The sequence below is a fragment of the Litorivivens sp. genome, assembly GCF_057445395.1.
Window position 1 is genome coordinate 1 of the sequence record NZ_JBVBUV010000011.1, and the last position, 25,728, is coordinate 25,728.

Annotated in this window: 27 protein-coding genes and 1 pseudogene; 9 read left to right on the forward strand and 19 right to left on the reverse strand. The window is 54.6% G+C overall.

The window, feature by feature from the left end:
- From AC222A_RS05295 to AC222A_RS05305, 3 genes and pseudogenes are all read left to right on the forward strand, one after another.
- Positions 1–150: pseudogene (locus AC222A_RS05295) on the forward strand (RNA-binding protein); the annotation flags it as partial.
- Entirely contained in the window at positions 147–1,025 is an 879-nt protein-coding gene (gene hslO, locus AC222A_RS05300; RefSeq protein WP_486774707.1) for an Hsp33 family molecular chaperone HslO, read from the forward strand. The pseudogene AC222A_RS05295 and the gene hslO, both read left to right, overlap by 4 nt.
- Before the next feature lie 157 nt (positions 1,026–1,182).
- Positions 1,183–2,736 (forward strand): phosphoenolpyruvate carboxykinase, encoded by a 1,554-nt coding sequence (locus AC222A_RS05305; protein WP_372764833.1) that lies wholly within the window; start codon positions 1,183–1,185, stop codon positions 2,734–2,736.
- Positions 2,737–2,936: 200 nt separating this feature from the next.
- Here AC222A_RS05305 and AC222A_RS05310 read toward each other — a convergent pair whose 3' ends face one another.
- Entirely contained in the window at positions 2,937–3,722 is a 786-nt protein-coding gene (locus tag AC222A_RS05310; RefSeq protein ID WP_372750041.1) for an esterase/lipase family protein, read from the reverse strand.
- Between the two features lie 276 nt (positions 3,723–3,998).
- On the opposite strand from AC222A_RS05310, the gene AC222A_RS05315 reads away from it, so the two are divergent.
- The 4 genes from AC222A_RS05315 to AC222A_RS05330 all read left to right on the forward strand — a co-directional run bounded on the left by AC222A_RS05315 (position 3,999) and on the right by AC222A_RS05330 (position 8,103).
- Complete coding sequence (locus tag AC222A_RS05315; RefSeq protein WP_372750042.1) at positions 3,999–4,379, forward strand: hypothetical protein; 381 nt, start codon at positions 3,999–4,001, stop codon at positions 4,377–4,379.
- 140 nt (positions 4,380–4,519) lie between these two features.
- Positions 4,520–4,942 (forward strand): phasin family protein, encoded by a 423-nt coding sequence (locus AC222A_RS05320; RefSeq protein WP_372750043.1) that lies wholly within the window; start codon positions 4,520–4,522, stop codon positions 4,940–4,942.
- A gap of 101 nt (positions 4,943–5,043) precedes the next feature.
- The gene (locus AC222A_RS05325) at positions 5,044–5,685 is read left to right on the forward strand and encodes a TetR/AcrR family transcriptional regulator (RefSeq protein WP_372750044.1); all 642 of its coding nucleotides are present in this window, start codon (positions 5,044–5,046) and stop codon (positions 5,683–5,685) included.
- 114 nt (positions 5,686–5,799) lie between these two features.
- Positions 5,800–8,103, forward strand: a complete 2,304-nt coding sequence (locus tag AC222A_RS05330) for a Tex family protein (RefSeq protein WP_486774708.1) — start codon at positions 5,800–5,802, stop codon at positions 8,101–8,103.
- A gap of 75 nt (positions 8,104–8,178) precedes the next feature.
- On the opposite strand, the gene AC222A_RS05335 is transcribed toward AC222A_RS05330, so the two are convergent.
- From AC222A_RS05335 to AC222A_RS05350, 4 genes are all read right to left on the reverse strand, one after another.
- Complete coding sequence (locus AC222A_RS05335) at positions 8,179–9,171, reverse strand: PA2778 family cysteine peptidase (RefSeq protein WP_486774709.1); 993 nt, start codon at positions 9,169–9,171, stop codon at positions 8,179–8,181.
- An 18-nt stretch (positions 9,172–9,189) separates the two neighbouring features.
- The gene (locus AC222A_RS05340; protein ID WP_372748567.1) at positions 9,190–9,588 is read right to left on the reverse strand and encodes a PA2779 family protein; all 399 of its coding nucleotides are present in this window, start codon (positions 9,586–9,588) and stop codon (positions 9,190–9,192) included.
- Positions 9,589–9,672: 84 nt separating this feature from the next.
- Positions 9,673–10,449, reverse strand: coding sequence for an adenosylcobinamide-GDP ribazoletransferase (gene cobS, locus AC222A_RS05345; protein WP_372748566.1), 777 nt, complete (start codon positions 10,447–10,449; stop codon positions 9,673–9,675).
- A gap of 103 nt (positions 10,450–10,552) precedes the next feature.
- Positions 10,553–10,966 carry an Hsp20/alpha crystallin family protein gene (locus tag AC222A_RS05350; RefSeq protein WP_372748565.1) on the reverse strand — a complete coding sequence of 138 codons (414 nt, stop codon included), beginning with the start codon at positions 10,964–10,966 and terminating at the stop codon, positions 10,553–10,555.
- A gap of 155 nt (positions 10,967–11,121) precedes the next feature.
- Here AC222A_RS05350 and AC222A_RS05355 point away from each other — a divergent pair, with 155 nt between their 5' ends.
- Positions 11,122–11,601, forward strand: coding sequence for a peroxiredoxin (locus AC222A_RS05355; protein ID WP_372748564.1), 480 nt, complete (start codon positions 11,122–11,124; stop codon positions 11,599–11,601).
- Positions 11,602–11,651: 50 nt separating this feature from the next.
- Positions 11,652–12,455 carry a glutamate racemase gene (gene murI / locus AC222A_RS05360; RefSeq protein WP_372748563.1) on the forward strand — a complete coding sequence of 268 codons (804 nt, stop codon included), beginning with the start codon at positions 11,652–11,654 and terminating at the stop codon, positions 12,453–12,455.
- Here murI and AC222A_RS05365 read toward each other — a convergent pair.
- The 14 genes from AC222A_RS05365 to AC222A_RS05430 form a co-directional block, all read right to left on the reverse strand.
- On the reverse strand, positions 12,442–12,789 hold the full coding sequence (locus tag AC222A_RS05365; protein ID WP_372748562.1) for a hypothetical protein: 348 nt from the start codon (positions 12,787–12,789) through the stop codon (positions 12,442–12,444). The genes murI and AC222A_RS05365 overlap by 14 nt on opposite strands.
- A gap of 114 nt (positions 12,790–12,903) precedes the next feature.
- A complete protein-coding gene (locus AC222A_RS05370) occupies positions 12,904–13,893 on the reverse strand; it encodes a Rieske 2Fe-2S domain-containing protein (protein ID WP_372748561.1) in 990 nt (329 codons plus the stop codon).
- A gap of 166 nt (positions 13,894–14,059) precedes the next feature.
- The gene (locus AC222A_RS05375; protein ID WP_486774710.1) at positions 14,060–15,424 is read right to left on the reverse strand and encodes an SLC13 family permease; all 1,365 of its coding nucleotides are present in this window, start codon (positions 15,422–15,424) and stop codon (positions 14,060–14,062) included.
- 13 nt (positions 15,425–15,437) lie between these two features.
- A complete protein-coding gene (locus AC222A_RS05380; RefSeq protein WP_372797464.1) occupies positions 15,438–16,490 on the reverse strand; it encodes an SMP-30/gluconolactonase/LRE family protein in 1,053 nt (350 codons plus the stop codon).
- Between the two features lie 238 nt (positions 16,491–16,728).
- The gene (locus AC222A_RS05385; protein WP_372750285.1) at positions 16,729–17,496 is read right to left on the reverse strand and encodes an SDR family NAD(P)-dependent oxidoreductase; all 768 of its coding nucleotides are present in this window, start codon (positions 17,494–17,496) and stop codon (positions 16,729–16,731) included.
- Positions 17,497–18,327, reverse strand: a complete 831-nt coding sequence (locus AC222A_RS05390; RefSeq protein WP_372750284.1) for an SDR family NAD(P)-dependent oxidoreductase — start codon at positions 18,325–18,327, stop codon at positions 17,497–17,499.
- Positions 18,324–18,737: a nuclear transport factor 2 family protein gene (locus tag AC222A_RS05395; RefSeq protein WP_372758871.1), complete on the reverse strand. Its 414-nt coding sequence runs from the start codon at positions 18,735–18,737 to the stop codon at positions 18,324–18,326. The genes AC222A_RS05390 and AC222A_RS05395 overlap by 4 nt, the downstream gene beginning before the upstream one ends.
- A gap of 13 nt (positions 18,738–18,750) precedes the next feature.
- On the reverse strand, positions 18,751–19,647 hold the full coding sequence (locus tag AC222A_RS05400; RefSeq protein WP_372749617.1) for a TIGR03619 family F420-dependent LLM class oxidoreductase: 897 nt from the start codon (positions 19,645–19,647) through the stop codon (positions 18,751–18,753).
- Positions 19,644–20,303: a TetR/AcrR family transcriptional regulator gene (locus AC222A_RS05405; RefSeq protein ID WP_372749618.1), complete on the reverse strand. Its 660-nt coding sequence runs from the start codon at positions 20,301–20,303 to the stop codon at positions 19,644–19,646. The genes AC222A_RS05400 and AC222A_RS05405 overlap by 4 nt, the downstream gene beginning before the upstream one ends.
- 105 nt (positions 20,304–20,408) lie before the next feature.
- Entirely contained in the window at positions 20,409–20,897 is a 489-nt protein-coding gene (locus AC222A_RS05410) for a nuclear transport factor 2 family protein (protein WP_372749619.1), read from the reverse strand.
- Between the two features lie 91 nt (positions 20,898–20,988).
- Positions 20,989–21,561 carry a nuclear transport factor 2 family protein gene (locus tag AC222A_RS05415; RefSeq protein ID WP_372749620.1) on the reverse strand — a complete coding sequence of 191 codons (573 nt, stop codon included), beginning with the start codon at positions 21,559–21,561 and terminating at the stop codon, positions 20,989–20,991.
- Between the two features lie 31 nt (positions 21,562–21,592).
- Positions 21,593–22,459: an SDR family NAD(P)-dependent oxidoreductase gene (locus tag AC222A_RS05420; RefSeq protein ID WP_372763809.1), complete on the reverse strand. Its 867-nt coding sequence runs from the start codon at positions 22,457–22,459 to the stop codon at positions 21,593–21,595.
- 41 nt (positions 22,460–22,500) lie between these two features.
- A complete protein-coding gene (locus AC222A_RS05425) occupies positions 22,501–23,070 on the reverse strand; it encodes a nuclear transport factor 2 family protein (RefSeq protein WP_372749622.1) in 570 nt (189 codons plus the stop codon).
- A gap of 72 nt (positions 23,071–23,142) precedes the next feature.
- Positions 23,143–25,578, reverse strand: coding sequence for a TonB-dependent receptor (locus AC222A_RS05430; protein ID WP_372781007.1), 2,436 nt, complete (start codon positions 25,576–25,578; stop codon positions 23,143–23,145).
- Positions 25,579–25,728 lie beyond the last annotated feature (150 nt).

Sequence of the window (25,728 nt, forward strand, 5' to 3'; positions counted from 1 at the left end):
TACCGCGAAACCGAAGACAGCATCAAACAGCGAGAGTTGCGCGCCGCCGAACGCAAGGCGCATGGCCCCGGTGCCGATCTACTCAGCCGGGAACGTCCCACCAAGAAACAACGACGCCAGATTCACCGCTTCAAACAGCAAACCACATGAGCTTAACCAACATGCCTGACGCCAGCTGCGCTGATACTCTCAGCCGCTTTACCTTTGACGATTGCGCCGTGCGCGGTGAACACGTACTCCTGCAAAACAGCTTTCAGGAACTGCTGGCTGTTCACCACTACCCCCCAGTTGTCGCCAACTTGCTGGGGGAGCTCAGCGCCGCTGCCTGCCTACTGGCCGAAACCATCAAATTTGATGGCACCCTGACCCTGCAAGTGCGCAGCGAAGGCGAAATTCCGCTAATCATGACCGAGGTTACCAACCAGCAAAGTTACCGCGCCATTGCCCGGCAGGCCCAAGAGGCCACCAGCGAGGATTTCGCAACCCTGTTTACCAACGGCACCCTGTGCCTTACCGTGCAACCGCGCAGTGGCAAACCCTACCAGGGCATTGTGTCACTCGACGGCAACAGTCTCGCCAGCAGCTTGGGCAACTACTTTGAGCAAAGCGAGCAACTCGCCACTCGCCTGTGGCTGTTCGCAGACAAACAGCGCGCAGGTGGCATGCTGCTCCAACAAATGCCGGGCGACAACAGTAGCGACCAATGGCTCCACCTGATCCAAATGGCCAACACCCTGTCAGCGCAAGAGCTACTTGGACTCCCTCGAGAAGAGCTTCTCTACCGCCTTTACCACCAGGAAGCCCTGCGCCTACACCCTCAAAAAACCGTGCAATTTCAATGTACTTGCAGCCATGAACGTCTCGAAGCTGTACTGCTTTCCCTCGGTGAGGCAGAACTGCGGGACATCCTCGCCGAACGGTCATCCATCGATGTGAACTGTGAATTTTGCAACCGGTTCTACCAGTTTTCCGAAAGCGACATCGACGCACTGCTCGGGAAACAAACACCGCGCGACGCTCATTAAGAGGGGTTAGCGCTGGGGCAGCTTTTTTGACATAATGGCGCCCCCGAAAATTGGCTGCCCTGCAAGCCGGCAGCGGTTGCCCCAAAGTTAGGCCCCCAAACAAGAGCTGCAAGTCGCGACTTGAAAGCCAACGGGAGCGTTTTGACAGGACGAGAGAATGAGTGCAGAAACGATTGTGTATACAGATTTGGCGCCGTCGCGGCTGATCGAACAAGCGCTGGCGCGCGGCGAGGGTGAACTGGCCGACAACGGTGCCCTGGTTGTCACCACCGGCAAACGAACCGGCCGTTCTCCCGGCGACCGCTTTATCGTAAAAGAGCCCTCCACCAGTGACTCCATCGAATGGGGCAGCGTTAACCGCCCCTTCGACGCCGACAAATTCGACGCCCTCTGGAACCGCGTAGAAGATTATCTCGCCGACCACGATCGCTTTGTTTCTCATCTCCACGTTGGCGCTCATGACGAGCACTACATTCCCGTTGAAGTTCACACTCAGACTGCCTGGCAAGCCTTGTTCGGTCGCAACATGTTTGTGCGCCCACACAAGTACAACCCCAAAGGCAAAGAGCAGTGGACCATTCTCAATGTGGCTGGCTTTGTCTGTGATCCCGAGCGCGACGGCACCAACTCCGACGGCTGCGTCCTGATTAACTTTGCCCAGCGCAAAGTGCTGCTGGCTGGCATGCGCTACGCCGGTGAAATGAAAAAGGCCATGTTTTCAGTGCAGAACTTCCTGCTGCCTGAAAAAGACGTTATGCCGATGCACTGCTCCGCCAATGTGGGCGATGAAGGCGACACCACGCTGTTCTTCGGTCTGTCTGGCACTGGCAAAACCACGTTGTCTGCCGACCCTGACCGCTTCTTGATCGGCGACGACGAGCACGGCTGGGCCAAAGGTGCCGTTTTCAATATTGAAGGTGGTTGCTACGCTAAAACCATCAACCTGAGCCAGGAAAACGAGCCCATCATCTGGGACGCTATCCGCTTTGGCGCCATTGTTGAAAACGTCGTAATCGATGCCGATACCCGCACACCCGACTACAACGACACCAGCCTGACCGAAAACGGCCGCTGCTGTTACCCGCTGGAGCATGTTGACAAGCGCGTACCGCAAAACTCGGCTGGTGAACCGCAAACTGTTATCTTCCTGACCTGCGACGTATCCGGCGTACTGCCGCCCGTGTCCATCCTCAGCAAAGAAGCGGCAGCCTTCCATTTTCTCAGCGGCTACACCGCACGCGTTGGCTCAACCGAGCTTGGTGCAGAAGCTGGCATTCACCCAACGTTCTCAACCTGCTTTGGCGCACCCTTTATGCCGCGCCCCGCTGGTGATTACGCAGAATTGTTGATGAAGCGCATCGCCGACTTCGGCTCACGCGTTTACCTGATCAACACTGGCTGGACCGGTGGTTCAGGCGCCGCCGGTGGAACCGGTTCACGCTTCCCGATCCCGGTAACACGCGCGGTTGTCGCAGCAGCTCAAAGCGGCGCACTCAACAACGTGGAAACCGAGCACTTGGATATCCTTAACCTGGAAATTCCGAAAGCCATCCCCGGCGTCGACGAGAAATTCATCAACCCACGTAAATCCTGGGGTGACGAAGCAGCTTACGACGCCGAAGCCACAAAACTGGCCAAACTGTTCCAGGAAAACATCAAGAAATTTGATGTTGCGGATGCGATCATTGCCGCAGGCCCCAAAGCCAGCTAAGCAAGGCCCCACTCTACTCCAAAAGGCGCACCCGCAAGGCTGCGCCTTTTTTTATCCCCAAAACCGGGGTCGTATCGAGTATTTTTTGAACAGCCCAGCCCGCCAACCACCAAGCAAGAAGGCAATACCAAGCGACTCAAACAGTTAGAAAGAAGTGACGGGGCGCATTGATCAAAAAATACTCGATGCGACCCCGGTTTTTACGAGGCGAGCGCGTCGCCGAACCAGAAGCGACGTAGCGGGTTGCTGTTGAACGGGCGCCAATGACCTTCTTTTTGCGCCAGGCGTTCGGCGACGGCGTACATCACAGCTGCGTTGTGAGTCAGGCCCATGTGACTACCGGGCACCCTCACATTTTCGGTCTCACCGAAGGGTTCATCGTCTACGCAATAATGCCAGTCAGCAACACCATCGCTGGTGCTGTATATCGCGGTAGAGGGCACGGGTGGTGTTTCCCGCCAGGTATCAGCAGCATCCAGCATGGGGTCATCAAGTCCACCTGGGTTGAGAAACTCATAGAGCTTAGCCACCCCACCAGAAATACCATCCATTGTGGGCACATTGAACGGTGACCCAAGGGTGATTACCTGACGCACAAGGTCCGGCTCCGCATTCGCCAAGGCGCGCGCATAGACACCACCTAGGCTCCAGCCCACCAGGCTCACTGTAGCTCCGTTGTGCTGACTGGATATGTCACGCACGTGCTCTATCAATCCATCCAAAAATGCCTGACGGATTCCGGTGTTACGCCCCTGTTGCCAGCCATAACTAACAAACCCCGAAGCTTTCAGGTAGCGCCGCAACAACGCGGTGCCACCGTCACCAGTCATAAACGCAGGCACAACCACCACCGGGTGACCATCACCTCGCGCAATCCTGCGAAGCACCGGTTGAAACGACGCCGCAGCGGTTGCTTCAAGCAAAGCTCGCAGTTCCAGAAACGCTGAAAACAGATTAGGCCCGGTTGGGGCAGATTGATTCTTCATTGATACCTCTCTCGCGACAATGTGTCTTTTACTTGTTATCCGGTATGCCGCGTCTCCAGACTATAACTGTAGCGGTTACAAAATATCAAAACCTATTTCACATCGGGTGTAGATACGCACTTGCCGCATCTGTTCGTTTTTTCACCAATTGAAAATTTTACGCGATTAGTATGTTTATTCTAATTTTTCTCCGTATCTTTGCCCCCAGATTCAGAGAAGGTCGTTGGCTGCACCCTCTGAACAACTGACAACTCCCTATTTCCAGAGGTGTACACCATGAGCAAGAAACAAGCCGAAACCCAAAACGCGTTCGAAAAAGCCACTACCGTTGCCCGTGAACTGTTCCTGGCCAACCTGGGCCTGGCTGGCAAAGCCATCGAACAGGGTCAGGAGTACACTGAAAAAGCCCAGAAGTCTTACAAAGAAACTTCTGACAAAGTTCAGTCGCTGATCGAGAAGCGTGAAGAAATTTTTGCGGACCTGGTTAAGCGCGGCGAGAAAGTACAAGCCGACGCCCAAGCCAAATTCGACGAGCTTGCCGCCAAGCCCAAGTCGCTGGTAGAAGAGCAAGTTGAAGCTGTAAAAAGCTCTGTTGAGACGCTGAAAGAGCGCATCAACAGCCGCAAAACCGAAAACACGGCTGCTGCCGAAGCCTAAGGCTTCCCAGCAACCTGTTTGACAGGAATACCCATCAGGTCTTTTTTTTGCACGGTGCGTCTCAGGACCACCGTGCTTTTTTCATAACAAGACCCGGTGAGAAAGCCGTCAAAAATTCATCACGTTACGGAGTTACAGCAATGAGCAACGAAAAGACCTCTCAGCTGAAAGAAGTTAGCGATATGGCCAAAAACATCTGGTTGGCGGGCCTCGGCGCGTATGGCCGCGCTTTTGACGAAGCGCAAGAGCGTTACGAGCAAGCCAGCAAAGAATCTCCCCGCCTGTTCAACGAACTGGTCGAGAAAGGCCGCAAGCTTGAAACACAAGCGCGTACCGCTATCGATGATGTGACTGCCAAAAGTAAAGGCACTGCCACTTCCATCGAAGAGCGCATCAACAAAGTCCGCGCCAATCTTGGTCTCGGCGGTGTATCCGTAGAAGACTTCGAGCGCCTGGAAAAGAAAGTTGACGCATTGACCAAGAAACTCAACGCCATGTCAGCCGCTCCCAAAAAAGCGCCTGCTAAGCGCGCAGCGTCCAGCAAAACTACTGCCGCTGAGTAATTGAGTTACTGCTGCACAAAGGGCGACTTCGGTCGCCCTTTTTTGTGGACAGCCACGCATGAACATGGCAACGTTCGACGCACATTCCAATACAAAAGCCCATGAAAACTCGCGACCGCATACTGCTGACCAGCCTCGAACTGTTCAACACGGAAGGTGAACCCAACGTCACCACGGTCGACATTGCTAACGAGCTCGATATCAGCCCCGGCAACCTGTACTACCACTTCAAGGGCAAGGAAGACATCATTTCGGCGCTCTATGAGCACTTCCACGAAGAGCTTAGCGAAATCCTCAACGCCCCCATTGCCAAGCTCCTGAAGCCGGACGACGCCTGGTTTTACCTCTATCTCGTATTCGACGAGATCTTCAAGCAGCGCTATTTTTACCGCAATTTAACCGACATCTTGCAGCGCTACCCCGCTATAGATAAAAAATTTCGCCGTCTACTGGAACAGAAGGTACGCGCGGCCCAGGCCATCGCTATCACACTGGTGGAAAAAGGCGTTCTTGAGCTACAGCCCCACCAGCTGGACCGGCTTTGCGAAACCGTGACCATGCAGGTTACCTTCTGGCTAAATTACGACATGCTGCGCAGCAAAGACCTGCCTCAACAGCTACTTATCCACCAGGGGGTATTCCAGGTCATGTCGATGATTGCTCCCCACCTCACGGACACCTACCGCAGTTTCTACGACGACTGCTGCGCGCTCTACGAGTCTCTCATTGCAGATTTGATCTGATCGCGGTTGCGCAACAAAAACTTCGTCACAACCCCTCTGTCAAGACTCGCAGCACTGGCCGCCTTTCTGCATAATGCGGCGCTCGAATGTTAATAACACGCAGGTTGTTCGCGAATGAAACAGATCCTCCAGACCATCGCCCAGGAATTAAATGTACCTCAGCGCAATGTAGACGCCGCTGTACAATTATTGGACGAAGGCGCCACGGTCCCCTTTATTGCCCGCTACCGCAAAGAAGTAACTGGCGGTCTGGACGACACCCAGATGCGCGAACTGGAAAGCCGGCTGGGCTATCTGCGAGACCTGGAAGACCGCCGTGAAGCCATTCTGAACAGCATTCGCGAGCAGGACAAACTCAGCCCAGAACTGGAACAGAAGATTCTTGCCGCAGACACCAAAAGCCGGCTAGAAGACCTGTATCTGCCCTACAAGCCCAAGCGACGCACCAAAGGCCAAATTGCCATTGAGGCCGGGCTCGAGCCTCTTGCCAATGCCCTGCTTGGCAATCCAGAGCTCGATCCGGAAACGGAAGCCGCTGCCTATCTGAATCCCGAGCACAAAATCGAAACTGTGAAGGATGCTCTGGATGGCGCCAAGTATATTTTGATGGAACGCTTCGCCGAAGATGCAGACCTGATCGAAAAGCTGCGTAACTACCTCTGGGAGCAAGGCAAACTGACTTCGGCTCTGGTGGCCGGCAAGGAGCGTGAGGGCGAGAAATTCAGCGACTATTTTGAGCACAGCGAGCCGTTGAAAAACACCCCCTCACACCGCGCACTGGCCATGTTTCGCGGCCGCAACGAAGGCATTCTTTCCCTCAACATCCAGTTTGACGATGCCGACACCAGCCCCTGCGAAGCGATGGTTGCCGACCATTGGAAACTGCGTTTCGAAGGCCGGCCTGCTGACAAATGGCTGAACGAAGTTGTGCGCTGGACCTGGAAAATCAAGCTCTATATCCATCTGGAAACAGACCTCCTGAGCCAACTGCGCGAACGCGCAGAAAACGATGCCATTCAGGTGTTTTCATCCAATCTGAAAGATTTGCTGTTGGCAGCACCCGCTGGCCCTCGACCAACCATCGGCCTGGATCCCGGCCTGCGCACAGGCGTTAAAGTGGCGGTGGTAGACGCCACCGGTAAGGTGCTGGACCACGGCGCCATTTTCCCCAATCCACCGCAAAACCGTCAGGCCGATGCAGCCGCCGTCCTGCTAAAAATGATTAAACAGTACAACATTGAGTTGATCGCCATCGGCAATGGCACCGCCAGCCGGGAAACAGACAAGTTCGTTGGCGACCTGCTGAGTGCTCACCCGGAATTAAAAGCCAACAAGGTCATGGTCAATGAATCAGGCGCATCGATTTATTCTGCGTCCGAGTACGCGGCCAAGGAATTCCCGGATCTTGATGTAACCATTCGCGGCGCGGTCTCAATTGCCCGCCGCCTGCAAGACCCACTAGCGGAGCTGGTGAAAATCGAACCAAAATCCATCGGCGTCGGCCAATACCAGCACGATGTGTCTCAGTCTGCACTGTCTCGCTCACTGGACGCCGTTGTAGAAGATTGTGTAAACGCCGTTGGCGTGGACGTAAACACAGCCTCGCCTGCCCTGCTTACGCGTGTTTCCGGGCTGAATGCCTCCATCGCCGCCAACCTTGTTCAGTATCGCGACGAACACGGCATGTTCACTAGCCGCGAAACCCTCAAAAAGGTACCGAGACTCGGCGACAAAACCTTTGAGCAGGCTGCAGGCTTTTTGCGGGTTATGAACGGCGAAAACCCGCTGGACAGCTCCGCCGTCCACCCTGAATCGTACTCAGTGGTCGATAAGATTGTTCAGCAGTGTGGCCGGCAGGTCAGCCAGCTACTGGGAGACAGCACCTTCCTGCGGGGGCTGAAACCGGAACAGTATGTCGACGACAAGTTCGGCTTACCCACCATCCGCGACATCATCGCAGAGCTGGACAAACCCGGACGCGATCCTCGCCCAGAATTTAAAACCGCCACATTCAAAGACGGCATCGAGAAAGTCAGTGACCTGGAACCGGAAATGATTCTGGAAGGCTGCGTCACCAATGTCACCAACTTTGGCGCTTTCGTGGATGTCGGCGTTCATCAGGATGGGCTGGTACATATTTCTGCCCTTTCCCACCAGTATGTGAAAGACCCCAGAGACGTGGTGAAAGCCGGCGATATCGTCAAAGTGAAAGTCATCGACGTGGATATTGAGCGCAAGCGCATTGCCTTGAGCATGCGCCTGGACGACAAGGCAACCCCACAGGACAAAGCATCGCGCGGCGCCAATCGACGCAATAATACCGCGCCTAAACAAACGCGGCAGAAAACGACGGAACCGGCAGCTGGCAATGCGCTAGCAGCCGCTTTTGCCAATGCCAAACAGGGCAAGAGGCTTTAATTACAGCCCGGCGTCATGTAGATGCGATTCACAGGCAGGCCTTTCTCATTAGAGTTCGGCCTGCTCTTCGCCCAGTTATCGGGCGCACGCTGCACTAGGTGCGCCTGGCAATTCGTCGCCAGCCAGTTCCCGTGCGCTTTCCTCAAAGCGCACATCGCCAGGCGCCAACTGTATCACCCTGTCAATGATCTGCTGCGCCCGCGTGCGGCAACCCACTGCATGCAAGGCATACGCATAGTTGTTTAGCGCCAGGGGGTTATCGCTCTGCAGACTCAAACCGCGTTCATAGTATTCAACCGCGCGGCCGGGCTGATGCTGCTCCAGCAACCAGTTGGCATAGACAAACTGAGCGCTGGGCGACTCAGGCCAGTGCAGGGCAGCCTGCGACAACGCGACCTGTAGCTGATCATTGCCGATCGTTCGTGTCTGGCGCATCTTGTCGATACTGCTCAGATAAGGTAGCGCCGCCGCCGTTTGTGGAATCTGATCCAGGGGGGTCAGTACCAACCCCCAGTGATCCACACGGGCCCAGGTACGCATGAAAGTACCAGCGTCTATAGCATAGTATGGCCGCTCTCCGGAATGCAGCAGCAACGTTCGACCGTTTTCTGAATACCCTACCACCAGTGCATAGTGCCATTGCGGCCACCAGTTAAAGGCCAGATTCTGCAACACCAACACCGGATGACCAGCATCGAGCTCCTGTAGCAATGCATCCAGAGAAGGTTCAATCGGATAAGGCAACAACCCATTGCGGCGCGTGGCTGCCGTCATCTCCAAGGTCAGCGAACCCTTGCGCCCCGGCACATAGACCTCATCCACCAACGCGTTAAGGGTGGTAGGCACCGCATAATATTGCAGGGCTGAAGCCAATGCGGCTGGGCCACAGTGAGCCGCATCCTGAGACACGAAGGGTACGTCTAGTTTTAGCGCCTTTGCCTGCGGCGGTAGTATCGGACTAACACGGGCGCAACCACCGAGAAAAAACAACAATAGAAAAAAAACTCGCCGACAAGCGGCGAGTTTTTTATGCAAAGCCTTAACCATATTGGCTTCGACCTTTTCCAACAACGCTTATCGCGCCGATCAGTTTACCGGCCGAATAAACGGGAAGATATCAGTGGCACCAATCACATCGGTAATTACAAACACAATAAAGATCGTGAGCACCACACCCACCAAGCCTGCACCAGCAGGGGCTTCCTGCAGCGCTGTGTTGAGCTCAGCCAGTTCAGCTGGAGTCATCGCATCAATTCGAGAATCCACATCGGCTGGAGATACACCCATCTCCACCATTTGCTGTTTCACATCATCTCTATCGAGATAGGCCTTCAGCGACTGCTTGCTTTCAAACTGTTGTTGTTCGGCAATCATCTCTGCGGATGAAATAACGCCCGCTTGTGCCCCGGACACTAGCAGCCCGCTCCACACCAGCATAGCCGACAATATCAATGCGATCTGTTGTTTACATTTGCGTTTAAACATAAGCACTTCCTCCTGATAGGCAGGGTATCATTCTAACAGCGGATTCACCGTAGCGCTGCAGGTTGTTAATATTCACAGCACCTGTCAGCCACCGACCGACAACAGACTCCCATAGACAAGGACCTCAGCCATCTGTTGCGCAGCACCAAGGCTATCGCCGGTAAAGCCACCCAAACGTTCGCGTAATTGTGCGCTAAATCCCACTCGAAATACGGCAAGGATCACAGCCAGCATCAACAAAGTTTGCCAGTTAACTAAAAATACAACCGGGATCAAGGGAATGGCTGCCGTACGCAACGCGCCTTGATCGATAGAGTTAGACATGGGTTTGCTTTTGCCGTCAGTCTTGGCATATGGCAGTGACAACATCAGGCTGATAGCCAACCAGCGACTGACAACCGCAGACAGCACAATTGCCAACAGCGCTAAGGTAAACGGCAGCAGTGTCAAAGCGGCCACCCGCCAGCACAGCACAAACACCAAGCCCGCAACCCCAAAGGTGCCCAGCCGAGAATCGGTCATGATGGTCAGTCGCTGTGCCGTATCAGTACCACCGAAACTGTCGCAATAGTCAGCAAAGCCGTCCTCGTGGAAAGCGCCGGTAGCAACAACAACTGCAGCAACCGAACACAATGCGGCAAAAAATGCGTGTCCGAACACAGCGTTCGCCAACACGTAAACCAAAGCCTGAAACAGCCCTAACAACAAACCCACCCAGGGGAAAAAACGTGCGGCGCGATTGAGCGCTTCAGGAGAGTAGTCAATGGTAACCGGCGCAGGAAAACGGGTCAGAAAGGTCCATGCCAACCAGAACTCGTTACTGTTAGAGCGGAAAGCTGGCGATGTTTCAGGAGTGGTCATGGCATTGATTTCGCGCAAAACGCCAGCTTAGCCCGTCCGTGTGAACAGGGCCAGTACTCGGTGGGCCGGTGCGCACTGTCCGGCCCATGCTATCAGCCTGTAATCAATGCACGTTGATGGCGATACGACGTGGCTCGGCTTCACGAGATTTGGGTACAAAAATCGCCAGAACGCCATTGCTGTACTTGGCGTCGATATGCTCAACATCAGCGGTTTTCGGCAAGGTAAAGCGACGCAGAAAATCGCCACGCCAGCGCTCCTTACTCAGGCTACTACGCTCACCCTCTTCCCAATCGCGCTTGCCCTTCACGGTCAACTGCTGGGACTGATGGGTGATTTCCACATCGTCCGGGTTTACGCCCGGCAGATCCATGGTAATAAAATAACCGGATTCATCTTCCGCCAGATCAACAGCCGGGCTCCAGTTCTGCTGATCGTAACCAGCATTCACCAGTCGACTGAAATCACGACGAAAATCATCCAGCCATGCATAGGGTGTATAAGTAAATGCAGTCATAATTCACCTCCAGATACTCATTCAGGCACCGCGTCAAACGTCGTGCCTTATCCGCTTAATAAGGGCAAACAGCACAATTTCAAGCCCCACCCTCTTCAAGAGCTGTCGCTCAGAGAGTAGACTTACTGTCCTTCATGCGACCAAGGAGCAGGATAATGACAATCAGCACCGGCGATAAAATCCCGTCAGTCACTCTCAAGACGATGGGCAAAGAAGGTCCAACCGACATCAGCACCGACGATATTTTCAGTGGCAAAAAAGTTGTGCTGTTCGCAGTACCCGGCGCCTTTACGCCCGGCTGCTCAATGACCCACCTGCCAGGATTTGTGGTCAATGCCGACAAGATCAAGGCCAAGGGCGTAGATACCATTGCCTGCCTGTCGGTCAATGATGCCTTTGTTATGGGTGCCTGGGGCAAAGACCAGAATGCCGACGAAATCCTGATGCTGGCTGACGGCAACGCCGAATTCACCAAGGCGTGCGGACTGGAAATGGACGGTAGCGGTTTCGGCATGGGCACGCGCTGTAAACGCATGGCCATGATCGTCGAAAACGGCGTAGTGAGTCATTTCGCGATTGAACCACCCGGTGGCATCGTTGAAACCTCCGCCGAAAAAATCATGGAGCTGTTGTAAGAAATTGTCCGAGTCGATGCGGTGAACAATCTTGGTGAACAGTAATTTTTGTGAACAATAGCGCACCACGTGTTCTGGTATTTGACTCGGGCGTCGGCTCCCTCAGTATTGGCCGGGAAATTCACTCCCGGCTGCCTGCCCTGAACCTGCTTTATGCCCTGGACTCAGCTGGATTCCCTTACGGCGAGTGGGACGAGAACAAGCTTACCGAGCACATCTGCACAACCGTAATGGCACTGGTCGAGCAGACCAAACCCGACCTGATGGTTCTTGCCTGTAATTCTGCCAGCACAGCCGTGCTACCCGCCCTGCGTCAAAAGCTCAGTATTCCTGTGGTGGGTGTTGTTCCCGCAATCAAACCCGCCGCCAAATTGAGCCGCAGCGGCGTGATTGGCCTGCTGGCCACCCCCGGCACCGTGCGCCGCCCGTATACCGCTCAACTGATCACAGACTTTGCCCAGAACTGCACCGTAATTTCTGTGGGGAACGCTGAACTGGCACCGGCAATAGAGCGGTTGTACTGGAGCGGAGATCAGGCCGAAAGCCTATACGCTCGCATTGCCGATACCTTTGCTCAGCACCCGCGTTGTAACGAAATGGACACCCTAGTACTGGCCTGCACCCACTTCCCCCTGATAGCCGGCGAGCTATCGAAGCATTTTCCAGGTGTGCACCTGATCGATTCCGGCGAGGCCATTGCACGCCGGGTCGAACAACTATTAGCACCGCAGACGGGAGGTGGCCACGCCGAGCAGCGCGCCCTGATTATCGGTGACCGCCCTTTCAGTGAGACCTTCCGGCAACGGCTACAGGCGCTTGGCATAGAGCATGTTGTGCGAATCAGCGTGCGTTGACGCTATCCAACTGCCGATGAACCTGCCTTGAGATAGCGTCCATGTTATCAACGGTCCGATTGTAAGCGTTGAGACGCTCCAACAGGACCTCTACATCAACATCGGGCTCAGAGAGTTTCAGGGCATCGAGACAATCGAGATAGGACTGCGCGCTCTGCTGATAGGCTCGCATATCGCGATAGGCCGCTAGCATGTCCTCTTTCGTCGCAGAGGCGGCATCGGGAACCGTCGGCAAGGCGGGTTCCGTGCACTGGGCACCGGCCTGAGCAGACAGCACCAGGCTAAACATAGGCAAGAGTAGAAATCGGCGATGATGCCGCAAACTCACAGACATAATTATAATTTTACCGCAATTTTCGCGCCCCAACCTTAACAGGTTGCGCGCAAAAAGAAAGGAGGCATTTGCCTCCTTTCCCGATACTTGCTGTCGTTATGCTTGCGCGCTTTTTTAAAGTGCGCGCGGATCAAAGTCCACATAAAACTGGCTGTACCATTTGCGGAATTTTGCGATTGGACCATCGCCATCACAGAGGATCGGGAGCGGACGATAAATTTTGTGCTCCCAGATCGGCGCATCTTCTCCCAGCTGGCCCACGATATCTTTGACTATCGCGGCGTTAACACCACCTTTTTTCACCTCGCCATTCACTTTCGGCTGGGTAAAAGCAAAGCGGATTTGCACAGTCTCGTTGTCTATAGGCGTCGTCAGACCCATCAGGCAGGTTTCAGCAATCCCCTTAAATCGGGTATAGCCCTGGCCGGGACCAAAACTGGCCGTGTGGATTTCGCCTTTCACTTCACCACGCGGGGTAGGCATATTGGCTTTCTGCAAGCCGCGGGATTTCGGACCGTCGTAGGTGGTTTCCCACTCAGGAAAAGAAGCCGTCCCGTGTACATAGCGGAAGTGCGCTGGGTCGGCTGCATTCTCTGCCATTTCCTGCGGGTGGGTTTTCAGTGTCCACTCATAGCGATCCAGAGGTGACCAATCGTCGCTGTTCATTTCTTCGTGAGTTTCCACTTCCCACAATGGCTCAACACGCTCCGGGTGATACCAGGCCCAGATGATCTGGTTGGTTTCACGGGTTGGGAACGCATAGAGACATTGCTTGCCGGCAACCTTGGGCGGCATATTTTTGGCGTAAGGCACATCGGTGCACTCGCCTTTCTCGTTAAACTTCCACGCATGAAACGGGCAAACGATCGACTCGCCTTCAATACGGCCGCCCTTGCCTTCATTGCCATGGATGCCGTAGCCCAGGTGGGCCCCCAGGTGTGGGCAGTAGGCTTCAAGTAACACAGGGGTACCGCTCTCTGTGCGGAACAACACCAGATCCTGATTGAAGTAACGAACCGCACGCGATTCGCCAACGGCCAGCTCATCGGCGTAGGACACGGCGTACCAACCAAAAGGCATCGGCATAGGGTAACGTTCAGACATTGTATTCACCTCACTCGTCTGCCGGGCGATCCGGCATGGCTTTCAATGCCCGTAACTGTACGCTGATTGGCCGTGCAAACAATGACAAATCCTGTCATTTTCGTGGCGTCTATGGCCATAAAATGCCTAGGATGGAATTATTGTCCGATTTAGACAAGCACCGACACTAGATCAACACATAGGTTGCCATGGCAATAATGATCGCCCCCAACACACTCAGTACCACGCCCCGACGGGCCATATCGGCCACCCGCAGCAGGCCACTGCCGTAAACAATGGCATTGGGTGCCGTAGCGATGGGCAGGGCAAAAGCACAACTGGCACTGATTGCTGCCGGTACCATCAACTGCTCAATCCGCAAACCCAGACCCAGCGCTGCGGCCCCGAGAATTGGCATCAACAGGGTCGCTGTGGCCATATTGCTGGTGGCCTCGGTCAGAAAAGTGACGCACAAACACAGCGCCAGCAGTAGCAACCACAGCGGCCAGTGGTCAAGCGCAGAGACCAAACCGGCCACCTGCTCAGACAGCCCGGAAACCGCAAACGCCTTGGCTATACAGATGCCGCCGCCGAACAAGATCAGAATGCCCCAAGGCAATTCTTTGGTTGCTTCCCAGTCCAACAGGCGCCCGCCCTTGCCGTCACCAATGGCAAACAGGCTGGCTGCCGCCAACAAGGCAACCGTCGCATCGTTGGCGCCGGGCAAATTTAACCAATGTGACCAACCGCCAAAGGGTTCAGTGCGTGTAATCCATAGCAGCGCCGTTGCCGCAAAAACCGCCATTACCCGACGCTGCGCCGAATCCCATGGCTCCCTTTCTGGCAAATCTGCCGTAATCGGCGCCGAAAGCCCCCGAGACAGCCACCACATGGCTGTTGGCAGCAGCAACAGGACTACCGGTATACCCCAGCGCATCCACCCCAGAAAGCTAATTTCTTCACCGCTGATTTCAGTGTAGACCTGCATGAATACCAGGTTTGGCGGCGTACCAATGGGTGTACCAATACCGCCGATGCTGGCGGCATATGCAATACCGAGCAACAGGGGTATCGCCAGTGCTGGACGCTTGAGGCGATCAAGAATAGCCAACGCCACCGGCAACAACATCAAGGTGGTCGCTGTGTTAGAAATCCACATGCTCAGCATCGCTGAGGCCAGCATAAAACCAATCACCAGGCGCCGCTCACTGCCTGCGCCCACCCAGTGCAATGCCATGAGAGCCAGATGATAGTGGGTGCCCCGTACCGCCATGGCCCGCGACAGAATAAAGCCGCCCAGCATCAGCAGAATGATGGACGCGCCGTAGGCCTGCGCAACATCGGTGCTGCTGAGTACGCCAAACAGCGGAAAAACCGCCAGCGGTATCAGCGCCGTTACCGCAATGGGCACCGCCTCGACAAACCACCACCCGAGACAAAATGCAGTGACCACCAAGGTCACCAGTGCATCTCGCTCCAGCCCGGAAATCTGCCCAAGCACCGCAGCAACCAATGCCAGCAGCGGCCCCCAGAGCAAACGCAAATACGGCATGTCGAAAACCCTGTTATTGGTCAGGCTTAGGCACTTTTAGCAGCCTATTACCTGCGTAAGAACCGATATACCAGTAGTTACCCCACTCTACGGCAACCGTACCCGCACCCATCGGCGCACCTTTTTGTTCGAACATCACCTGCGACGTCAGTGTCTCGGGATCAACGGCCACCAGCTGAAAGCGCGACTCACAGGCACCGTTATGAACATCGCCACATAAACCAGGCAGCAGACTATCTCGAGGATGCGAGGCCACGAGCAAACGACCATTGGGCAGCCAACTACTGTTATCCGGATGCTCTATCGCGACCTCACCCAGATGCTCGCCGCTCGCGCGATCAATTTTGCGCACCACATTATTGGTGTAGAGATTCAGGAATAGCGTTTTACCATCAGCGCTAATCTGAATGCCGTTGGGAAAAGATCCCATACTGCCTGGCTGAATATCTATCCCAGTATCAGGCCGCCAACGCCAGACATGTCCTTTCTCTGCACCAAAAAACGTTCGCACCAGCGCCCAGAGGTTATCTTTCGGAAACATCTGCGTTACCAGTAAACCACCCTCCGGGAGAGCCACAGTATCATTGATAAAGGCACCCTCTGGCATCACCACACAACCGCGCCAGTGCAGGGCCGCCGGCTCCGCTTGCCATTCGAAGAACTCCACCGACTCACGACCACCATGATTCACCACCAGCAACTGCCAGCGGCCATCTGCACGCTGCGACAGGTGAATACCATGCGGGGAGATTGCCGCGCCCGGCGCACCCGGACAGTCGGCGCTGCCCCACTGCGCTGAAGCAACACGCTGACCGGCCTGCGGATACAATGGCAGTGTTGTGTCGGTTTTGGGGTCGAACAGCACCAGACTGCCTGCGCTATCACCCGTGATTCCGCCAAATTGAGAAAGTATCAATTGCTTTCCATCAGGCGTCAGTTCGATATCTTCCGGTGCCTGCAGATCACAGATCGGTACACGGTCCCCAACGCTTTCGCATGCAAAATCCCGCTGGGCATTACAGCCCGCCAGGCACACTGTCATCAGGACGAACGCCAAGCGCTTCATAGCCTCTTCCTTATTCGTTATTGGCACGCGCTACACACTAGCGAGCAGCGTAAGCCAGCGCAAGCCCTCCATAAAATCGGGGACAGACCCCACTTTCGAGCGCTGCGCTGACTGCATCTCCAAGCCAACAATCCAGAAAAAAGGGAGGCTGCCCTAGGTGTTGAATGACAGCCATACGAACAGAAACGCCACAAAAAGCAATGGAGCTTAACGCCTGACGGGGTTTCACCGCACAGTGCTACAGCGTGTGCGGGTTCACCATAATGCCGCCATCTACATCCAGCGTGGTGCCGGTTATAAACGACGCGCGATCGGAGCATAGGTAGGCTACCGCGTCGGCCACTTCCTCGGGCTCACCTAGCCGGCGCATGGCATGCACTTTCGCGGTGTGTTCCTCCGCACCAGGCACTTTGGCAAAATAGTCCACAATGGCCGGTGTGCGAATCCCTCCGGGATTTATTGCGTTAACACGAATACCCTTTTGGGCGTATTCGGCAGCAGCGGTTTTGGTCAGGGCAATCACGCCGCCTTTAGCTGCACTGTAAGGCGCCTGCATCGCTTCCCCTCGAACCCCAGAAAGCGATGCGATATTTACAATTGCACCACCACCCTGTTTCAACATCTGCGGTATCTGATACTTCATACATAGCCACACACCTTTCAGCGTGACATCTTGCGCCAGTTGCCAGTTTTTCGCCGTCACATCTGGCAACAGCGCAAAGCCACCACCGAAAGCCGCATTATTGCTGACACAATCCACGCGACCAAAGACGTCAACAGCCTGTTCGACCATGGCCTTCACATCGTCCTCATTCCCTACATTGGCGCGAATCGCCAGTGCTTCGCCGCCCGCTTGGCGCACTAACTCGACGGTTTCTTCGGCGGTTTCCAAGTGATAATCCACCACAGCCACCCGAGCACCGTCTCTTGCAAAGGTAAGCGCGGTGGCGCGACCAATCCCACTACCACCGCCCGTAACCAGACCAATTTTTCCTGACAGCAACATCTATGACGCCTCGGCAAACAGTTTTTTGTGCAATTGCGGTGCAAAAATTACCGCGCGATGATGATGTTCCAGAGCGGCTTCGCTACTGGCCAGCCAGAAGACAATATCTGCGATCGCCTGTGGCGGGGTTGGATTAAAGCGCGCGGCAATCTTGTCATCAAAGCCATTGGCCTTCATCACTTCAGTCAACACAAAGCCCGGCTCTACCGAAAAGAAACGCAGCGCGCTGTCTTTATGCTCCACCCGCAGCGAGGGCATCATGCGAATCAAGGCCGCTTTTGACGAGGGATAAACAAAACCCCAGCCGCCTTCATCCGCAGGTGCCGGCGGGTCATTTAACGCCGAGCCCGACACCATATTGATCACCGCTCCGCTGTTGCGCTCCAGCATACCCGGCAACAGTTTCTTCACGAGCGCGAGCGGCGTTAACACATTACCACGATAGACCTTTTCCGCTTGTTCCAGCTCTACATCCAGCACTCGCTGCATATTGCCTGGCCCTTGGTAACAGGCGTTATTGAATAACACATCCACCCGACCAAAATGGGTCAGGGCCTGATCGGCAGCAGCGAGCACAGAATCCGTATCGAGAATATCCGAACGAATCAGCAAAACATCAGCGCCATAAGCGCGAGCCTGTTCGGCGGTCGCTTCGAGTGAACCGGGCAGCGCAGTCGTTGTCGACTGCCAGCTGCCGTACTCGTTCTCTTCGCCTTCTTTTACTGTGCGCGCTGTGAGCGCAAGATCATATCCCTGCTTGGCAAACTCAATCGCCGTAACTGCGCCGATACCGCGACTGGCGCCAGTAATAAAGGCAACCTTTCGGCTCATGACTCACCTCCCAACGGACGATCTTCGGTCCACACAACGTTCAGATCGCGTTTCAAGTATTTGGCCACACCCTCACGAACTTCAATGGTTTCCTGATAGCGAATTCCCATATCCATCTTGTGTTCCACATCGTCCTTGACGTAAAAGTGGGAGGCAATGCAGTAAGTCTCGCCGCTGTACCTGTCGCCATCCCACTCACCAAACTGCGAGCCAATCAGGTGAAAGGTGCGACTGTATTGCCGCAGAAATTCCAGGTTATCAATAAACACCTGACGCGATTCTGCGCCAAATCCAGGGCCGTGCTGGGTGAAATCCGGCCACATGATATCTTCGGCTTCTTCAAAATTGCGATCATCCACAATGCGCACATATTCATTGGCCAGACGCCAGGGTTCATTATTCTTATCCATAGCTTTTCTCCCTTTAGGAATACTGTTTTTTCACTTCTGCCAGACGTCCAAAGAATTCGTCGAACATGGCGGCGTCGTAAACAAAATACAGTGGCAAGATTTCTATATAGGTGGCTCCCGCTTCCAACATTGCAGGAATGGTATCAATCGTGGCCTGATAATCCGGGTTGCCGTCGGCGCCAAACTTGTGCTCGACCATAGCGCGAACTTGAAGCTCGGCCGGATCGCGCCCAGCGTCTTCAAAAGCACGTTTCAATGCGGTAACGCCTTCGCCAAATACCTTGGGGTCTTGCTCAATGGGTATCCAGCCATCAGCCACTTGCGCAATGGCCTTGCAGTTTTCTTCATTAGCTTTTACGCCCACCCAGCACGGCACTGTGCTCGGCGCAGGACGACAATAAATATCGTTAAAGGCTATTTTCTCACCCTGATAGCTCGCCGGTGCATTAGCCCATAGGGCTTTCATGGCCGCGATCTGTTCAAACAGGTATTGCTTTCGCCCCTTAAACGGCAAGCCAGACGCCTCATACTCTTCACGCTGCCAGCCGGTACCTAACCCCATCACTACCCGACCCGGCGCCAGCGCGTCCAATGTGCCAACCTGTTTAGCCAACAGGGCCGCCGATCGCAAAGGTGCAATCAGCACGCCCTGTGACAACTCAATTCGGTCGGTGGCGCCGGCAATGGCAGACTCGATGGTCATCGGTTCCAGCCAGGGTGTTTCCGGTGGCGACGGAAATTCACCGTAGGGGTAGCGGTCAGTTCGGCTACCCATCACCACGTGATCGGTCATCGAAAGCTGATCAATGCCCGCCGCCTCGGCTTTTTGCGCGACTTCGATCAAACCACGCGGACTGCCACCGTAAAGGTTTTCCAACCCATAAATACCAACGCTCAATTTAAAACTCATCGCTTGCTCCTTTTTTGAATTCGCTCTATTTCCAATGTTATCAATGCCCCCAGTGCGGCAAGGGTACGCCGCAGAGACGTACCGCGATCAAGTTCGCCACGGCTGTAAGCCAACGCAAAATTCTTGGTAACGGCCGTGCAGTTATCGAGCAGCAACCGCGCGGACAGCGCGTCTACCCCCAGCTCCAGAAAATAGCGGTGCCAGCGGAACTCGTAACGCGCCACCAGTTCTCGGTGGTAGTCGCTGAAGTCTTCGTTGATTTCCGGGACCGCTCTAAGAATCAAACCGGCACAGCCGTATTCATCTATCACATCCCAGATCAGGGCTTCCAGGCTCGCACTGCGACTGCTGTCGCCCGCCAGAAAGCCCTTTATTGCCTGATACTGCTCTTCGCAGGTGAACTGCTGCTCGAGACGTTGATAAAAAGATTCGGAAATGGCGAAGTAAAGATCCGATTTCTTGGGAAAGTAGGAATAGACCAGCGGCCGGCCGCAACCGGCAAGCTCTGCAATGCGGGCGTGTTTGAGTGCGTCAATGCCTTCAAACTCAACAATATAGGCCGCCACCTTGATCAGCTGTTCACGCCGCTCTTCGCGTGATGCGCGTTGAGCAAGCTCAGCAATAGCGTTTAATCGATGTTGGGCGGCGGCGGTCACCGGCGAGTCCTCCGTTGGCGGGAGGATCACTTTCTCGCTTTATTGACAAAGTGTCAACAAGGTGAGGCTACGTCATTTGGATGAGTCGCGATGGCTAGCAGTACTCTACAGCGAGAGCAGCCTAAACGAAGGATCTGTGGTGTCACGCGCAGACACCGCATTAACGTAGCCACGATGCAGGTCGTGAATGGTCTGCATATCCAGCACATGTTCGCGATGATCTATGGCCCACTTGCCGTCACGTTTTGACCACTGGTCGAGATAGCGCCCCCGACCGATAATTTCACGCTGCCCGCCATCCTCATCCGGCAGCGACCACAGTACAACTGTCACGTAGGTCTCACTACATGCCAACTCGCCGTTCACCTGGATAATATGATTGGTAATCTGATGGGAATGGCGCTCCATCAAAGCATGAGCATCCCACACCCAATCTACAAATTCGCGCCCACTACCCTCAAATATATCGTGATAAAGTGCCGTACCGGCGTCATGCCACACCGAATAGGCTAGGGCTTTGTCCATACGATCAAGCCCCCGACAGTAGTTACAAAGTACTTCGTATATTGCCTGTTTTTCCTGAAGCGAATTCATTGCCAGCCACCCATAAGATCAATCCGGTATTTCACGAAAATACTGCAACCCACTCCATCCCCGCAACATACGCCCCCTTTATGGTTAAGGATCAATTACCGGGAATGAAAGGCTGTCGCCGGTTTAACAACGGACGCTGGTAGCTAGGATCATTTACATCCCGGCTTGGCACACCGTTCAACGGCAGATCGGCAACATCAGCAAATGGAATATCCATTGTCGGCACCGTACCCGACCATTCAATCGCATTATTTCTGAAGGCAATTTTCCACTGACCAGCACGATATTCCAGACGATCAATATAGCGGCCTCCCGCCATCCAGTTGGTGTCGTCGCGATTGCGGCCGACATACAGATAGTATGTTTCCGAGTGAGCAATATCCCCGTCAATGTCACAACTGTGATTAAGCAGATTGTGCTGGGTCGCGGCCTGCCCCTCGCTGTGCATCGACTGCGCCCATTCATACAGCGAAACGGGATCGCCGACGAATATGCCCGCTGATATTTGCGCATCTTCGTGAAAGGCTGACAAAAAAACCTCGCGATCAAACCGATCAATTCCGCGGCTGAACCGCACCAAACAGTCGTAAATTTCCTGTCGATGCAGTAGTTCTTCCAGCTTCGCCATTTTCTCAGGCGTCATTGATACTTGTGCGTCCGTCATGCAATACCCCGCGTGTTAGCTCTGTGCATTTTCAGTCGTCAATGGGCGCCCACAGTGGGGCCCCGCGCGATCCTCGCAACGAGGGTACGACTTTTCCGTCAATGTCTTTCACCCCGTATTCCTGGGCCAGTTCTGCGGTGATAAACGTGCCGCCCGAATAACGCAAGACCTGCGGATCACTTGCCAGCGCCGCAATGACACGCCCCGGGAACTCAGGCGAGCATGCATCATCGGGGCGAGTGGCAGCACCACCTTTCAGACCCGGAATATTTTCAAGATTGCGCTCTGCCCGCTCGGTCAGGGTAAGCCCCTGCCAAAGTGACAGCGACGTGATTCCATGAGGCTTCAGTTCAATAGCCATATCACGCGACATGCGATCTACCGCTGATTTGCTGGTACCAAATACAACACCGTAGGTGTATGCGACACCCGTATATCCGGAAATGGCCACGATCAAGCCCGAAGACTGGGGCGTCATGATTTGCGCAGCGTGCCAGGCTGCAACAAAGTTGGAGCGCACGCCAACGTCGATCATTTCCCAATTGGACAGGGGCTTTTCCCAGAAAGGTTTCTGTTCTGTGAGATCATCTGGGAGCGAGAAGGCGTTGTTCACAAGAACATCCAAACGGCCTTGTTCCTCGCGCACGCGATCGAATAATGCGGCCACATCACTGTCGCTGCTGTGATCCACCCTGACAGCAATGCCTTTTCCGCCACGTTTCGAGCAGGCTTGTGCAGTCTCTCCCACAGTACCGGGCAGTGCGTGCTCACCGTGTGCAACGGTTCGGCCTGTCACATAAACCGTGGCTCCCTCACTCGCCAAAGCCAGCGCAATGCCCTTCCCTATACCGCGGCTCGCGCCAGTTACAACGGCAACCTTTCCCTCAAGACTCGCCATTCGCTGCTCCCTTCTCACTTCTGCGCGTATCTGTGATCGCGCTATGCCCTACCAAAAAACGTCTTACTGTAATCATCTGTGGTTTTCCCAATAAAATGACTACCACTGAATGACTGTCCCATTAATCCCTGCGACCAGTCTGCCGCAGCACCCCAGTCCTGATGCCAGTCATAAAGCATGGTGCGCTGGTAAATACGCCACTCATTGCCCCGTTTTTCCAATGCATCCAGATAGCGCCCACCGATGACAATATCCCGAAAGCGGTCAGCTCCATCCTGACCACTATCAATACGGTGGTAAGACATGACATGTGTTTCCACCCTGCTGTTATCTGACGATGCATTTGTCGGGTTGTCCGAACTCAGCTCGACAAGTGACTGCCCGAGTATATGTTGTGTCAGCACAACTGCCGGAGAACCAGGAAGCACCCAATGCAGATACTCTTTCAATGTTCCCGCAAAGATACCGAAATCCAGCTGCGCATCCGGCCAGAAGCATGCAACAAGCTCCGCTTCACAGCGCCGGTCCTCACCGCGTGCCAGTCGTGCTATGCAGTCACGAATTTTTTCCCGGTCAATAACGTTAATTATTTCGTTGTGCTGTTCACTCACGAAACCTGATCCAGATAGCATTTCAAAAATAAAGCCGGGCTAATGCCCGGCAGTGAATCAAGACTGTTGACTTTAAAAGTTGTAGCGGAAATTCAACCCGATTTCGCGCTCGGGTGTGACGCTGATTTCACGGTAGGTTGATGAACGTGTTTCACCGGATGCTGATGTGAACGAAGGCGGTTGTAATACCTGTACGCCGACACCCGCCGGGGTAGCACCACGGCTCAGCACTTCTTCTTCGTCGGCAATGTTTTTGGCATACAACATCGCCTCCCATTTGCCCTCACTGCCGCGGACACCAGTGTAAAGATTCAGGATATTGTAGGAGTCCACATTGTCGAATGCATTCGTCGGGTCGTTCTTTGACGAACCATAGACAGTCCACAAGCCGCGCACGTACGCATTGAGACCGGCGACTTCAAAGCCATACTCGGAGGACAGGGTGGTGGTCCACAGCGGTGCGTAATTGGAGCGGTAATCCACATCACAGGCACCGACATTCTGGCCACCCGTAGCGGCATCAATCTGGGCGACTGTGGGTGCAGAACCACTGGAATCAGGCTGGCCATCTGCCGGCGCGTAATCGTTGCAGGGCACAGTGCCGCCGTCGATTTCACCCTTGGCATAGCTGAACAGGGCGCCCACCGACCAAACAGAGCTGACCTGATAACGGGTTTCCACTTCCAGCCCGTATACGTCTACCGGCACCGCAGCCACAAAGCTGTGCTGTTTGACAGAACGGGTTCCAGAGGAATCGGTTTCTACGTAGTACACACCTTCGCCACCCGCGCGATAGGGGTAGTTATCAAACGTCTGATAGTACAGCGCTCCGTTCAGTTGCATGCGCCCGTCCAGCAATGTGGATTTGGCACCAAACTCAATGGAATCCGAGGTTTCCGGATCGAGGCTCTCAAACTGTCGCTCGCGCGCACTTTTATTGCGACTGAAGTTGCCCACCACGTTAATACCCGGCCGCCAGGAGGAACCCGCTGTGGCGTATGCCATCAGGTCATCGCTGTAGTGATGCTTGTAAGACAGGGAGTAAATGGTCTCTGTCCAGTCTTCATCGGTATCGGAAATGGTAGCACCAGAGACCCTGACCTGGTTTTCGGTCTGGTAATCGATATATCGCAATCCGCCTGACAGTTCCGATTTCTCGTTCAGCATCCAGGTCACATTAGCGAAGACCGATTGCTCAGTGGATTCGCCCTGGGAGGTGACCGGCGTCTGAACCACAGTAGCCAGACCGCCGCCAGCAAAGGACGGCAGGAACACTGGGGTAGGCCGCATCAGTTCGGTATCGGATTCATTTTCCTGATACAGCACACCCACCACATAGCTGAATTTGTCATTGATCAATTCCGACGGCGAGAGTCTGAACTCATGACTATGTCCATTGGTTTCGGTATCTGTCACCTGTCCGTAGTCCTGCAGACGCGGATCAGAGCCCGGACCAAACACATCACCGGAATCGTCCGCATCTTTCCAGTTGACCATCATATCGGTTGACGAGCCGGCGTAGTTCAGCATCAGGCCGCCCACTTCCCAGCCCAGTTCAAATCCGAGCCGGCGCAGGTCGTGGCGAGATTCAGTGGCGATATCGCTGACCGCTTTGCGGTCACCAGCGTCAAAATCCCCCTGGGCAGGTGCTGGCTGGCTCGGGTCGGCGCGATTTGCCGATTCAACCTGCGTAAACAGCCTGCGTCGCGGCTTGATGCGCTGATACATCAGGTTCGCTTCCAGCTTTTCGTTCGGCGCATAGCGCAGCGAAATACGTGCTCCTCCCCCCTCGTACAAAGGGTCTTCATCGCTGTTGATACTTTCAACCCGGTTGCCTTCATTCTGTTCATAAAAACCCGCCAGCCGAACCGCAAGTACGTCGTCGATCAAGGGGCTTCCGACGGCAAATCGGGCGTTCTGACCACCGATATCCGTTGCCGTCAGATCAATATAGCCCTCCATTTTCTGCAGGTCAGGACGCTTAGTGGTCAGGGTAATGGCGCCAGAGGGAGAGGCGCGACCGCGCAGTGTACCCTGCGGCCCACGCAACACTTCAATCTGGCCGATATCGAACATGGCCTGCATCGCCGACAGTGACACGATGGGCGAGTCATTCATATAAAACTCGACCGTAGGGTTATTGCCACTGGCGAAGGTGTCGAAGCGCACACCCCGCACACTCGCATTGGGCGCAATGGTGTCTTCCTGCATGCTCAGGCCGGCGACCACGCTGGAAATATCCTCCAACTTGCGAATATTCAAGTCAGCAATTTTTTCAGAGGATACCGCGTTCACAGAAAGCGGCACCTCTTGCAGTGTTTCGTCTTTGCGGCGAGCAGTAACAATAACCTCTTCAATAATCTGTTCGTTTGCAGACTCGCTGGTTGATTGGGCCAGCAGGGTCATCGGAAAACCGGCCAGCATCGGCGCCAGCATCACTCCTAGCAGGCTGGCACCACTGCGATTGGAATCCCGCTGGCTGTTTTGTACTGAATCTTGTGTTGCCATAAAAATACTCGCTTCTTTGATGATCTCTTTGTCCGTACAAATCAGCACATGGAATAGCTGACTGACTGCAAGGGGCACTTTGGTAAAATGTTTCTAAAGCTAGGCTCTATCTGCCTGAGTTAAATTCAGAAACCTGAATCGAACCTTAAA

What these genes read in the sequence shown, in the direction of transcription:
- AC222A_RS05305 (WP_372764833.1), top strand. Translation starts at nt 1,183, where the DNA reads ATGAGTGCAGAAACGATTGTGTATACAGATTTGGCGCCGTCGCGGCTG.
- AC222A_RS05350 (WP_372748565.1), bottom strand. Translation starts at nt 10,966, where the DNA reads ATGACTGCATTTACTTATACACCCTATGCATGGCTGGATGATTTTCGT.
- AC222A_RS05355 (WP_372748564.1), top strand. Translation starts at nt 11,122, where the DNA reads ATGACAATCAGCACCGGCGATAAAATCCCGTCAGTCACTCTCAAGACG.
- AC222A_RS05330 (WP_486774708.1), top strand. Translation starts at nt 5,800, where the DNA reads ATGAAACAGATCCTCCAGACCATCGCCCAGGAATTAAATGTACCTCAG.
- AC222A_RS05385 (WP_372750285.1), bottom strand. Translation starts at nt 17,496, where the DNA reads ATGTTGCTGTCAGGAAAAATTGGTCTGGTTACGGGCGGTGGTAGTGGG.
- AC222A_RS05410 (WP_372749619.1), bottom strand. Translation starts at nt 20,897, where the DNA reads ATGAATTCGCTTCAGGAAAAACAGGCAATATACGAAGTACTTTGTAAC.
- AC222A_RS05380 (WP_372797464.1), bottom strand. Translation starts at nt 16,490, where the DNA reads ATGAAGCGCTTGGCGTTCGTCCTGATGACAGTGTGCCTGGCGGGCTGT.
- AC222A_RS05430 (WP_372781007.1), bottom strand. Translation starts at nt 25,578, where the DNA reads ATGGCAACACAAGATTCAGTACAAAACAGCCAGCGGGATTCCAATCGC.
- AC222A_RS05325 (WP_372750044.1), top strand. Translation starts at nt 5,044, where the DNA reads ATGAAAACTCGCGACCGCATACTGCTGACCAGCCTCGAACTGTTCAAC.
- AC222A_RS05310 (WP_372750041.1), bottom strand. Translation starts at nt 3,722, where the DNA reads ATGAAGAATCAATCTGCCCCAACCGGGCCTAATCTGTTTTCAGCGTTT.
- AC222A_RS05320 (WP_372750043.1), top strand. Translation starts at nt 4,520, where the DNA reads ATGAGCAACGAAAAGACCTCTCAGCTGAAAGAAGTTAGCGATATGGCC.
- cobS (WP_372748566.1), bottom strand. Translation starts at nt 10,449, where the DNA reads ATGACCACTCCTGAAACATCGCCAGCTTTCCGCTCTAACAGTAACGAG.
- AC222A_RS05340 (WP_372748567.1), bottom strand. Translation starts at nt 9,588, where the DNA reads ATGTTTAAACGCAAATGTAAACAACAGATCGCATTGATATTGTCGGCT.
- AC222A_RS05370 (WP_372748561.1), bottom strand. Translation starts at nt 13,893, where the DNA reads ATGTCTGAACGTTACCCTATGCCGATGCCTTTTGGTTGGTACGCCGTG.
- AC222A_RS05420 (WP_372763809.1), bottom strand. Translation starts at nt 22,459, where the DNA reads ATGGCGAGTCTTGAGGGAAAGGTTGCCGTTGTAACTGGCGCGAGCCGC.
- AC222A_RS05375 (WP_486774710.1), bottom strand. Translation starts at nt 15,424, where the DNA reads ATGCCGTATTTGCGTTTGCTCTGGGGGCCGCTGCTGGCATTGGTTGCT.
- AC222A_RS05400 (WP_372749617.1), bottom strand. Translation starts at nt 19,647, where the DNA reads ATGAGTTTTAAATTGAGCGTTGGTATTTATGGGTTGGAAAACCTTTAC.
- AC222A_RS05395 (WP_372758871.1), bottom strand. Translation starts at nt 18,737, where the DNA reads ATGGATAAGAATAATGAACCCTGGCGTCTGGCCAATGAATATGTGCGC.
- AC222A_RS05415 (WP_372749620.1), bottom strand. Translation starts at nt 21,561, where the DNA reads ATGACGGACGCACAAGTATCAATGACGCCTGAGAAAATGGCGAAGCTG.
- AC222A_RS05365 (WP_372748562.1), bottom strand. Translation starts at nt 12,789, where the DNA reads ATGTCTGTGAGTTTGCGGCATCATCGCCGATTTCTACTCTTGCCTATG.
- hslO (WP_486774707.1), top strand. Translation starts at nt 147, where the DNA reads ATGAGCTTAACCAACATGCCTGACGCCAGCTGCGCTGATACTCTCAGC.
- AC222A_RS05315 (WP_372750042.1), top strand. Translation starts at nt 3,999, where the DNA reads ATGAGCAAGAAACAAGCCGAAACCCAAAACGCGTTCGAAAAAGCCACT.
- AC222A_RS05390 (WP_372750284.1), bottom strand. Translation starts at nt 18,327, where the DNA reads ATGAGCCGAAAGGTTGCCTTTATTACTGGCGCCAGTCGCGGTATCGGC.